12 protein-coding genes and 1 pseudogene are annotated in these 10,065 nt (G+C 59.6%); 6 read left to right on the top strand and 7 right to left on the bottom strand.

The genetic code is table 11. From position 1 onward, the window contains the following. The first annotated feature begins 2 nt into the window (after positions 1–2). Together IP81_RS10625 and IP81_RS10620 are read left to right on the top strand one after the other, a co-directional pair. Entirely contained in the window at positions 3–443 is a 441-nt protein-coding gene (locus IP81_RS10625; RefSeq protein WP_054107979.1) for a hypothetical protein, read from the top strand. Then, positions 433–1,440, top strand: a complete 1,008-nt coding sequence (locus tag IP81_RS10620; protein ID WP_054107978.1) for a glycosyl hydrolase family 8 — start codon at positions 433–435, stop codon at positions 1,438–1,440. The genes IP81_RS10625 and IP81_RS10620 overlap by 11 nt, the downstream gene beginning before the upstream one ends. Positions 1,441–1,449: 9 nt before the next feature. Here the strand turns inward: IP81_RS10620 and IP81_RS20905 are convergent, their stop codons facing one another. Together IP81_RS20905 and rsgA are read right to left on the bottom strand one after the other, a co-directional pair. Continuing rightward, entirely contained in the window at positions 1,450–1,614 is a 165-nt protein-coding gene (locus IP81_RS20905) for a hypothetical protein (protein ID WP_197274596.1), read from the bottom strand. Positions 1,615–1,616: 2 nt separating this feature from the next. Beyond that, the gene (gene rsgA, locus IP81_RS10615; protein ID WP_197274595.1) at positions 1,617–2,639 is read right to left on the bottom strand and encodes a ribosome small subunit-dependent GTPase A; all 1,023 of its coding nucleotides are present in this window, start codon (positions 2,637–2,639) and stop codon (positions 1,617–1,619) included. 304 nt (positions 2,640–2,943) lie between these two features. Here rsgA and IP81_RS10610 point away from each other — a divergent pair, with 304 nt between their 5' ends. Further along, positions 2,944–3,795, top strand: coding sequence for a 23S rRNA (adenine(2030)-N(6))-methyltransferase RlmJ (locus tag IP81_RS10610; protein ID WP_054107977.1), 852 nt, complete (start codon positions 2,944–2,946; stop codon positions 3,793–3,795). Positions 3,796–3,891: 96 nt separating this feature from the next. On the opposite strand, the gene IP81_RS10605 is transcribed toward IP81_RS10610, so the two are convergent. The 3 genes and pseudogenes from IP81_RS10605 to IP81_RS21490 form a co-directional block, all read right to left on the bottom strand. Further along, on the bottom strand, positions 3,892–4,209 hold the full coding sequence (locus tag IP81_RS10605; protein WP_054107976.1) for a response regulator transcription factor: 318 nt from the start codon (positions 4,207–4,209) through the stop codon (positions 3,892–3,894). Between the two features lie 152 nt (positions 4,210–4,361). Beyond that, positions 4,362–4,679: pseudogene (locus IP81_RS21670) on the bottom strand (KUP/HAK/KT family potassium transporter); the annotation flags it as partial. 57 nt (positions 4,680–4,736) lie between these two features. Next, positions 4,737–4,865: a hypothetical protein gene (locus tag IP81_RS21490; RefSeq protein ID WP_255352421.1), complete on the bottom strand. Its 129-nt coding sequence runs from the start codon at positions 4,863–4,865 to the stop codon at positions 4,737–4,739. A 158-nt stretch (positions 4,866–5,023) separates the two neighbouring features. Between IP81_RS21490 and IP81_RS10590 the strand changes: the two genes are divergently transcribed. From IP81_RS10590 to alr, 3 genes are all read left to right on the top strand, one after another. Then, positions 5,024–5,491, top strand: coding sequence for a GreA/GreB family elongation factor (locus tag IP81_RS10590; RefSeq protein WP_054107973.1), 468 nt, complete (start codon positions 5,024–5,026; stop codon positions 5,489–5,491). 135 nt (positions 5,492–5,626) lie between these two features. Beyond that, positions 5,627–7,165: an amidohydrolase family protein gene (locus IP81_RS10585; protein WP_082356098.1), complete on the top strand. Its 1,539-nt coding sequence runs from the start codon at positions 5,627–5,629 to the stop codon at positions 7,163–7,165. After that, positions 7,165–8,445: an alanine racemase gene (alr, locus tag IP81_RS10580; RefSeq protein WP_054107972.1), complete on the top strand. Its 1,281-nt coding sequence runs from the start codon at positions 7,165–7,167 to the stop codon at positions 8,443–8,445. The genes IP81_RS10585 and alr overlap by 1 nt, the downstream gene beginning before the upstream one ends. Before the next feature lie 74 nt (positions 8,446–8,519). Here the strand turns inward: alr and IP81_RS10575 are convergent, their stop codons facing one another. After that, positions 8,520–9,248 carry a Crp/Fnr family transcriptional regulator gene (locus IP81_RS10575; RefSeq protein ID WP_054107971.1) on the bottom strand — a complete coding sequence of 243 codons (729 nt, stop codon included), beginning with the start codon at positions 9,246–9,248 and terminating at the stop codon, positions 8,520–8,522. Positions 9,249–9,515: 267 nt separating this feature from the next. Then, the gene (locus IP81_RS10570) at positions 9,516–9,968 is read right to left on the bottom strand and encodes a tRNA (cytidine(34)-2'-O)-methyltransferase (protein WP_054107970.1); all 453 of its coding nucleotides are present in this window, start codon (positions 9,966–9,968) and stop codon (positions 9,516–9,518) included. Positions 9,969–10,065: the final 97 nt, after the last annotated feature.

Raw genomic sequence — 10,065 nt, 5'->3', positions numbered from 1 at the left:
CGATGCCGCTTACCGCAACGTCATCTTCCCTAAGCGTACACGGCGTTCCGATCCTTCTGGCGCAAGTGGTGGCAGAGCTTTCAGATGTGGCCCCTGTTCCACAAATCCAAAGCTTCGTTTTCGCCCTAGGCCAGCGGTTGGCGACGCGTGTTTACCTGAACGATGCCGCAAGCCTGACGGAACTCGAAGACCAGGTGAATATGCTGTGGCGCGAACTTGGCATCGGGCGTTCGCGCATGGCGGCTGATGCCACTGCCATCGTCGTGCATCATGATCCCGGTCATTTGCCCGATGATGTGATTGAAGCCGAGGCCTTGCCCTATGTGGCCGAATTGGTGCGCGGAACGTTTGATGCATGTTTCCGGCGGCTTGGCAGCAGCGAAAAGACAAAGACTACCGCAAAATGGGTCAAACACATGATTGAAATCCGTCATGGCAGTTAATCGCCGAAGCTTCGGCCTTGGCCTGGTGTCCATTTTGACTGTAGCCTGCGCAAAAGTACCCGAAAGCAAAGCCAAGACAGGCGATGGTTTCTGGGCGCAGTTTCGTGAGCGCTTCATTTTGCCTTCAGGTCGCGTGATCGATAATGGCAACGGCAACATCAGCCATAGCGAAGGGCAAGGCTATGGCTTGCTGCTGGCCGCGATCAACAGTGACGAAGCCACTTTCGATGCGCTGGCAGAATGGACGCAGGATACGTTGGGCCGCGATGACATGGCGCTCCATGCGTGGCGCTATGATTCGCGCGAATTCAATCCGATACCCGACCGGAACAATGCCACCGATGGCGATATGCTGATTGCTTGGGCGCTTTCGCTTGGTGCCAAGAAATGGCGCAATAACAGCTATGCCGCGCGCTCCAAGGCAATCCGCCGAGCGATCCGTTCACGCCTGATTGTTCAACGCAATGGCGAACAGTTGCTACTCCCGGGGCTTGTCGGTTTTGTCGAAGCCGAGCGCGTGGTGATTAACCCCTCATATTACATCTGGCCTGCGCTTGATCACTTCCGCGCGGTTGATGGTGCGGCAGCGTGGGCGGCGGTAATCAATGATGGCATGCGGATCATGTCCCGCGCGCGCTTCGGGCCGTTCGGTCTGCCAGCAGATTGGCTTCAGGTTGATCCGACCGGCACCTGGATGCCAGCGATCGACAAACCGCCCCGCTTCGGCTTCGATGCCATCCGCATCCCGCTTTACGCCGAAGCCGGGCACCGCAAGACCTTGTCCGAACCAATCATCGCATGGTGGCAATCGTTGGCCACGTCAGGCCAGCCGATCCCGGCATGGATCGATCTGCAATCGGGAGAAGTCGCGCCTTATGGCCTGTCTGTCGGTGGCGAAGCGATCAAAGCGCTCGCGCTTGGCCAGCCCCAGCCCGAGGTTCTGGCATCCGACTACTACGCCGCCGTGCTGCAACTGTTTGCCCGCTACGTAAAGTAACCGCCAAGGCTACTTCGCAGGCCCGGCCTTCTTGGCCTTGTGTTCAGCCAGCAGCATATCCAGCTCTTCGATGCGCAAGCGTTCGGGCGTGCCCTTGGGCAGGCCCTTAAGGCGGCAGGCAGCCCACAGGCTTTTGCGCTCGGCTTCCAGCGCTTTGAGATAAAGGTCGGCCATCGTTACTTCCTTTTGCCGGATTTGGCCGGGCGGATCCGCCGCTCGGCCATTGTGCCGGTATTGTCCTGATCTTCGCTCGACAGCTTGCGCCAGCGGCCCAATCGCGCTGTATCAAGCGACCCGTCGTTGATCGCCGCCCGCACCGCACAGCCGGGTTCAGCCTCATGCGTGCAATTGGTAAAGCGGCATTCGAGCGTAAGCGCGACGATATCATCGAACACTTCGGCAAGGCCGGTAGCAGCGTCGGAAAGCTGGAATTCGCGCATTCCCGGCGTGTCCATCAACCAGCCGCCCTGCTCCAGCCGGTGCATCTGGCGCACCGTGGTGGTGTGGCGGCCTTTGCCGTCCTGTTCACGAACGGCTTGCGTCAGAATGCTGTCAGAACCGCGCATGGTGTTGACCAGCGTCGATTTTCCCACACCGGATGAGCCCAGCAGCGCTACCGTCTCTCCCCTACCGCAACGCGCGGTCAAATGCGCCACGCTGGCCGGATCACGCGCATTCACCGTCTCGACCGCAAGGCCCGGTTGCAGGCGATGTGCCCGCGCGATGTAGCTATCAAGATCGTCGGTCAGATCAATCTTGGTCAGCACCAGCACCGGCGTGACATCCACTTCGCGGCAAAGCACAAGATAACGCTCAAGCCGGGCAACGCTGAAATCCTGATTGCACGATGCGACAATGAATAGCGTATCGACATTGGCCGCGATCAACTGCAACCGCCGGTCATCGCCGGGCGCGGGCCGCTTAAACAAGTTGATGCGCGTAAGCACGCGCTGCGGCTCAAGGGTTTCGCGATCAATCAGCAACCAATCGCCCACCGTCGGCCGGTCTTCCTCGCCATGCGAAACCGGCAAACGCGACGAAATCTGCGCATCGATTCCGTCGCCCGCCACCGCAATCTCGCCGCGATGAACCGCCATAACGCGCACCGGCTGGCAAGTTTGTGCCTCCTCCAGCGTCACTTGCGCACTGAAAAACGATGTCCAGCCAAGGTCTGCAAGAAGGGTGTCAGGATCGATCATAACGGGTTGGCAAGGGCTTTCATGGGCACGCGATGTTATCGATCGGGATAGGATGCAGCCTCCAAGCACGTGGCAGCGCCAATGGCAATGACAGATGATGCTGGAGCGCTTCTAATGTAAGGCACTCTCGCGATGGTTAACAGATGGCCCGCGCTTACGCGGGCTTGAGGCTTGGTCCACAAGTGCTTTGAAGGTTTCCGCCGGACTCTTTACGAACGCGCAATTGATTCCTTCAATCGACTCGCACGCGGGCTCCGCGCCCGTCATCTCGTATGATGACAGACCCTCGGGATTTTGAATTACAATGAATTATCGTCATTCCTTCCATGCCGGCAATAGCGCCGATGTCGTGAAGCACAGCCTGCTGATCGCCCTCGTGCGCGCCTTGCAACTCAAAGAGAGCGCGCTGACCCTGATCGACACCCATGCTGGCTGCGGGCTGTACGACCTTGATGGCGAGGAGGCCGGGCGCACCGGCGAGGCCACACATGGCGTGTTGCGGGCCTTTACCGACTCGAGCCCCCTGCTGGACGACTACCGCGCCGTGGTTCAGGCGGTGAATGCGGGGCAGACATCAGATATCGGGGCCAGGCCGCGCCTCTACCCAGGCTCGCCGCAGATTCTGGCGCAGCTTCTGCGGCCGCAGGATTTCCTGATCCTTAACGAAAAGCATCCAGACGACGCCTATACGCTGCGCGGCGTGATTCGCGGCACATCCGCTGCCGTGCACGAGCGCGACGCCTATGAGCTTTGGCTGGCGATGCTGCCGACCAAAACGCCACGCGGCGTAGTAGTGGTCGACCCGCCTTATGAACAGACGGACGAACGCGCCCGCATCACAGCCACCCTCGCCGCCGCTCACCGCAAATGGGCGCATGGCGTGATGGTGATCTGGTATCCGCTGAAGGAGCGCTCCACGCATGCACAATGGAAACATCAGTTGCGCAAACTGGGCATCCCGAAATTCCTGCTCATCGAGCATTGGCTTTACGATAGCGATCAACCCGGCATCTATAACGGCGCGGGCCTTTTTATCATCAACCCGCCCTATGCTTTCACAGAAAGGGTGCCGCCTTTGCTGGAAGCCCTGCGCACCGTGCTAGCGCCGGAGGGGCATAGGGGCGAGATCACCGCTGATTGGTTAGACTATAAGTAGCAGGACCGGTCAGCCCCCGCCGCAAGGCGGCGGAATGCCAACTTCGCCGGGGGCCGGATTTGCTCGCCCTTTGACCAGCGCTACCCCGCATCCGCGTCATTCCCAAACCGGTAACCGATCCCCGGCTCGTTGCAGATCAATTGCTGTTGCGAGGGGTCGACATCGATTTTGCGGCCGAGCGACCGTACGGCGACGCGCAGAAACCACGATCACCGGAATATCGGCTATGCCCCGGATCGCGCCGAGCAGTTCCAGCCCTTCGCGATCGGGCAGTCCAAGATCGAGCAGAACCGCATCGATCCCGCCTTGCCCCAGCAGGACCAGCGCTGATCGGCCATCGCTTGCGCCAACCGCATGATATCCGCCGCGCGCCAGAACCGCGGCTTCATCATCGATACACAAGATACGGCTCATCGCGGTGCCTTCGTGACGGGCATGGCAAGGATGAAACTGGCCCCGCCCGATGGCGCGGTTGCGATGGTCACCATCATACCCATCGCTTCGGCAAAACCGCGCACGATGGCAAGGCCCAAGCCGCTGCCATTGGTGCGATCACCGCCTTCGCCCCCGACAAGCGCCGCCGCCAGTAGCGGCACCCAGCCGCCCTCCATCACGCGCAGGATGTTCGCGCCGAAAAAGAACACGTCGAGCGCAAGAAGCGGCGCGATCAGCACAGTCGCCCAAACAGGGTTCCAGTGCCACCTGCGCCACGCGATGACGAATGCAAGGCAAGTAGTCACAACCATCGTTCCGGTCACCGCGATGCCATAGGCCGCCGCCATCGCCTTGAGCGCCAATGCACCCTGCCCCAGATAATTGAGCGTCAATGCAGGCCACACGAAGGACAGGCAGCCAAGCTGGATAGGCAAGCGGCCAAAGCGCCCAAAGTAATGGCAGGCACCCCCATCACTTCAAACGCGGGTATGGAGCCCCTCCACCGCCTATAGCACTGAGAGCGCTGGCGTTAGGATTGCATCGCCATAGACCACACCAATGGCCCCAAGCGTAAGCGCTGCAATGGCTGAGCGGAATGGTTTGGCGGCGAGATCGGTGCTGGAATCGTGTTTCAATGGACCTGTCCTCAAGGAAGCGGACCGCCGATTGCGCGCTTTGTGCGTTAAGTTGCCATGCGGATTTGCATAGCTTTGCGTAAAGTCTGCATAAAGTTGCGGTTGCATCTCTCGCCGGGACAGTTGATCTGGCTAGCTGTGAAATGGAGTTTCAATCAATGAGTGTCGCGTTTCGCCGCGAAGGCGATGACGAACATATGGAGCCGAAGTTCGAGCTGCCGATCCCGCCGGGGCCTAATCTGGTCACGCCGCGCGGGCTGGCGCTGATCCGCGCCAGGCTGGCCGAACTCGAAGCGCAATTGCCCGCTATCACGGATGAAGAAGCGATCAAAAAGGCGCGGCGCGAATTGCGCTATTGGGGAACCCGGCAATCGACCGCACAACTCGTGGACTGCCCCGATGGCCGCGTGGTTGCGTTCGGCACGACGGTCAGCATCCGGCTAGGTGGCAAGCTGCGCGAAGTCACCATCGTCGGCGATGACGAAGCTGATCCCGCCAGCGGCCTGATCTCGTTCTCTGCACCGCTAAGCCGCGCGCTGCTTGATGCCGAAGTGGGTGAACTGGTTGACTTTGCTGGCAAAGTTGAGGCGATAGAGATCATCGCCATTGCCGTGCGGGACGAATAGCAAGCCAGAATGCGGCTTCATGCAACAAAAATTGTTCCAATTTTATCAGTGCCTTAAGCGGCCAAAAGGCCACTACCACACTTGCTATAATACAATGACCTGTCCCAACCTTGCGCGGAAAGGGGAGGACAGGTCTTGGATACATCAAACTCCAAACGCGCTGCCACTTGGCTCACGATCTGCACAGCGGCCTTCGCGCTGGCGCATCCGGCAGCAGCATCTACGCTGATCACCGGCGCAGCGGTCTATGACGGCACTGGGGCGCCTGCGCAGAACGTGTCTGTCCGCATCGATAAAGACGTGATCGTGGCCGTTGGCGCTCTGCGCGCACGCAAGGGTGAAACAGTGATCGATGGCAAAGGCCTGGTGCTATCCCCCGGTTTTATCGATGCGCACAGCCATCATGATCGCGGCGATTATGCCGATCGTGCGATGCCGCCGCTGCTGGCGCAAGGCGTCACCTCGATCGTGATCGGGCAGGATGGCGAAAGTGCCGCCGCCTTTTCCGATATTGCCGCCAAATTTGCCGCACGCACGCCCGCGATCAACCTCGGCTCCTATACCGGCCACGGATACTTGCGCGACAAAGTGATGGGGGTTGATTTCAAACGTATCGCCACGCCAGCCGAAGTTTCCGCCATGCAAGGGCTTCTGGCGGCAGATATCAAGGCGGGATCATTGGGCCTCTCAACCGGCCTCGAATACGATCCCGGCATTTACTCCGATCATGCCGAACTGCTCGCGCTCACCCAGACCGCAGCGAACCTTGGCGGGCGCTACATCAGCCACATGCGCAACGAAGATATAACCTTCGATGCCGCGCTCGACGAACTGCTCGACCTTGGCGAGAAGACGGGCATTCCGGTACAAGTCTCGCACCTCAAGCAGGGCGTGGTGGATCGCTGGGGCACCGCCAAGGGCGTCATCGCCAAGCTGGATGCCGCCCGCGCCCGGGGTATCAAGGTGACTGCCGACGTCTACCCCTACGAATATTGGCAATCGACGCTGACCGTGCTGTTCCCCAAGCGCGATTTCACCGACGTTGAAGCGGCGCGTTTCGCACTGACACACCTTACCACGCCCGAGGGCATGCTACTTGGCTTCTATGCACCAGACCCGGCGCTGGTGGGCAAGACCATCGCGCAGATCGCTGCAGCGCGCGGCGAGGAACCGGCCAAGACCTATCTCTCGCTTATCCAGACCGCAGAGGCGTGGAAACTCGCCAATCCGGAAAAGGGCCGCGCTGAGGCGGTAATCGGCACCGCAATGGACACCCGCGATGTCGCCGATTTCTTTGCGTGGGAACACAGCGTACTCTGTTCCGATGGCATGATCGGATCGCGCCATCCGCGTGGCGCGGGGGCTTTTGCCAAAGTGCTGCGGCTCTATGTGCGCGAACAGAAGAGGCTGACCATGGCGCAAGCGATCCGCAAGATGACCGCACAAACCGCCGAGCAACTCGGCATCGCCGGACGCGGCACCATCCGCAAAGGCTACAAGGCCGATCTTGTCTTGTTCGATCCTAACCGCATTACCGATAACGCCACGGTAGAGGTACCGGGAGCCTTGGCCGAGGGCGTAGCGATGGTCATGGTCAATGGCGTGGTCGTGGCCGACAAGGGTAAGCCGACCGGCGTCTATCCCGGCCAGATCATTCGCCGAGGCATCTATTGATGCAACGCCGCGCGTTCCTCACCGGCGGCGCAGCACTGGCCGGTGTGACGGCCGGGCAAGCGCTGGCCGCTCCGGTGCTGAGCGCCAACAATTCCGGCCTCACACTTGCCAAAGCAGCACGGCGCAATGGCTGGATCGAGATTGATGCCGCAGCGTTCGAGGCCAATATCGACGCGGTGCGTGACTGGGTCGGTCCGGCGCGGCTTTGCGCGGTGATGAAGGCCGACGCTTATGGCAATGGCATCGCGCTCCTGATCCCTTCGATCATCGCCAAGCGCGTAACCGATGTTGCCATCACTTCGAACGACGAGGCGCGCGTGGCGCGGGCTTTGGGCTATCGCAGCAGGCTGTACCGCATTCGCACAGCAACGCCCGACGAGATGGAAGACGCCTTCGCCTTTGGCGTAGAAGAACTGGTGGCTAATCCGGATGCCGCGCTGCGGCTACAGCAGATGTGGCGCAAACGCTCAAAGAAGCGCGCCCTGCCCGTCCAGCTTGCGCTCAACGCGAGCGGCATGTCGCGCAACGGGGTGGAACTTTCAACCGACTATGGCAAAGCCGATGCGCGGACGCTGCTGGGGCTCGAAGGCCTCACCATTCGCGGCGTGATGACCCATTACCCCAGTGAAGAAGCCGACGACATTCTGGGCCAGTTGCGCCACTTCCACGAAGATCTGGCATGGCTGCAAGCCCAAGGCTTGCCGCAAGCCAATCTGTTGCGCCACACCTCCAACACCTTTGCCGCACTCAAACATCCAGAAACGCGGCTCGATATGGTGCGCATCGGCGGCGCGATCTATGGCGATCCGGGATCATACAAGACCGACCGCTTTATCCAGACGATGACCATCAAATCACGCGTTGCGGCGGTCAACCGCTATCCGGCGGGGCAGACTGTGAATTATGACCGCACCTTCCGGCTCGAACGCGAAAGCTGGCTGGCGAATATTCCGCTGGGCTATTCCGATGGCTTCCGGCGCGGGTTCAGCCACTCCAACCGGCCAGAGTTTCCCGCCGATAACCGCAACCGCAGCGAAGTGCTGATCGGTGGCAAGCGCTTCCCGATTGTCGGGCGCGTAACGATGAACACGCTGATGGTCGACGTCACCGGATCGCAAGACCGCATCCGCCTCGATGATGAGATCGTGTTGTTCGGCGCGCAAGGCGATCAGCGCATTACGCAGGCCGAGTTCGAAGCGAACAGTTCCGCTTATGCGCCCGAAATGCTTAGCGTTCTGGGCACTGCCCTGCCCCGCGTGTTAGGGCCTCAAAAGAAATGATTGCCCTGCCCGCACAAACCCTGTTTTTTGCGGCCGTGCAGGGATTGCAGCACATCCAACGCCTATCGCTGCACTCATATATCGTTGCTCAACGTCTGCTGCGAGAGATGCAGATACCGCTCATTGAAATCGGCAATCGCGCGCAGCTTGCGCCAATCGGGGATCGAGATATGGCCGCGATGCGGTTGAATAAGATTTTCGGACGCAAGATCGCGCAATACGCGATTGGCGTGGACCGCACTTAGGCCAGTCGCGTCGGCAAGCTGCTCCTGAGTCATCGGCAGGTCGCGATTGTCGGGATCGTTGAATTGCATCATTTCGCAGCGCAACATGAATTCGCAAATGATGTGCGCCATCCGGCTTCGCGCATCACGTCGCCCCAGATTGAGCACCCATTCCCGAAAAATCGCAGCGTCTACCAGCACATTGATAAACACGGCTTGCGCAAAACGGGAGCGCTTGTGAAACAATCTTTGGATTGCCGCACGCGGGACAAAGGCAACTGGCCCTGCAGTAAGCATTTGCACGCTGTGATCGGCGACATCCAGAAACAGGTTTTGAAAATCCAGTGCATCGCCAGGAATATGGATTGCCAAAATCTGGCGCTGACCATCACCAGTCAAAAGCTGCCGGAATGCAAAACCCGAAACCAGCACTTCACAACAGTCTACATCTTCGCCTTCGCGGATGACATAATCATTTGCAGACAGCGCCTTAATAACAACGGGAAGATCAAGGACCGCCTGCTGATCTTCCTCGCAAAGAATGGCGCGCTGTTTAAGGTTGCGCAAAAGCAATCCCATCGGATTCCGAGATGTCAGCATAAAAGGCAGCTTCCGTAAACAGCAGGAGCATGTCGTCCTTAAAGTGGCACGACCACAACGGGATCTCTAAAGATAACTGGCCCGCCATGTGCTGCTGTAAACGATCGAGATCGACTTTTGGCTACGAGAAGCCCTGGCGCACCCGCAATTCTATTTTGAAAGCCATGGCGACTGGCCACCAGGTTCGCACAGGCTCGCTTTGATGCGCTGCGGTCTGCGCGAAAACAATGGCCCGCGTGTGGTAGCTTACCCCGGTAAGCTTGCCGTTTGCCGCAAAGCCTCACCCAGCGCGAGGGCCGTAGCAGTGGCAAGATTCATCGAGCGGACCTGAGGCCGCATCGGAATGCACACTCGCTCCTGACAGGCATCTGCCACTGATGCCGGCACGCCTGCGCTCTCTTTTCCAAACAACAGCACATCGTCAGCCGCATATTCAAAGGCGTAGGATGATCGTTTGCTTTTGGTGGTGAACAATACCAGCCGGCGCGAGCCGATAGCAGCCTTGAATGCCGCAAAATCAGCATGGCGGGTAAAGTTTACGTGGTCGATGTAGTCCATTGCAGCCCTGCGAACCCGGCGGTCCTCCCACGCGAACCCCAGCGGTTCGATAAGGTCAACATCTGCCCCAAGACAGGCCGCAAGGCGCAGAACAGCACCAACATTGCCGGGGATTTCCGGCTCAAACAGGGCAATACGCATCGGCGCTGATTGGCGCGGGCAGGCCGTTTTGGCAAGCCCTTGCCTAGGCTCAGGACCTATTAAATCACTTGCGGTGGGAACGATTGATTGATTCAAT

The sequence above is a fragment of the Novosphingobium sp. AAP83 genome (assembly GCF_001295795.1).
Classification (GTDB): Bacteria; Pseudomonadota; Alphaproteobacteria; order Sphingomonadales; family Sphingomonadaceae; genus Novosphingobium.
The sequence above is the reverse complement of the archived record's forward strand: the minus strand, read 5'-3'. Positions and strand labels throughout refer to the sequence as shown.

What these genes read in the sequence shown, in the direction of transcription:
- IP81_RS10625 (WP_054107979.1), top strand. Translation starts at nt 3, where the DNA reads ATGCCGCTTACCGCAACGTCATCTTCCCTAAGCGTACACGGCGTTCCG.
- IP81_RS10620 (WP_054107978.1), top strand. Translation starts at nt 433, where the DNA reads ATGGCAGTTAATCGCCGAAGCTTCGGCCTTGGCCTGGTGTCCATTTTG.
- IP81_RS20905 (WP_197274596.1), bottom strand. Translation starts at nt 1,614, where the DNA reads ATGGCCGACCTTTATCTCAAAGCGCTGGAAGCCGAGCGCAAAAGCCTG.
- rsgA (WP_197274595.1), bottom strand. Translation starts at nt 2,639, where the DNA reads ATGATCGATCCTGACACCCTTCTTGCAGACCTTGGCTGGACATCGTTT.
- IP81_RS10610 (WP_054107977.1), top strand. Translation starts at nt 2,944, where the DNA reads ATGAATTATCGTCATTCCTTCCATGCCGGCAATAGCGCCGATGTCGTG.
- IP81_RS10605 (WP_054107976.1), bottom strand. Translation starts at nt 4,209, where the DNA reads ATGAGCCGTATCTTGTGTATCGATGATGAAGCCGCGGTTCTGGCGCGC.
- IP81_RS10590 (WP_054107973.1), top strand. Translation starts at nt 5,024, where the DNA reads ATGAGTGTCGCGTTTCGCCGCGAAGGCGATGACGAACATATGGAGCCG.
- alr (WP_054107972.1), top strand. Translation starts at nt 7,165, where the DNA reads ATGCAACGCCGCGCGTTCCTCACCGGCGGCGCAGCACTGGCCGGTGTG.
- IP81_RS10575 (WP_054107971.1), bottom strand. Translation starts at nt 9,248, where the DNA reads ATGGGATTGCTTTTGCGCAACCTTAAACAGCGCGCCATTCTTTGCGAG.
- IP81_RS10570 (WP_054107970.1), bottom strand. Translation starts at nt 9,968, where the DNA reads ATGCGTATTGCCCTGTTTGAGCCGGAAATCCCCGGCAATGTTGGTGCT.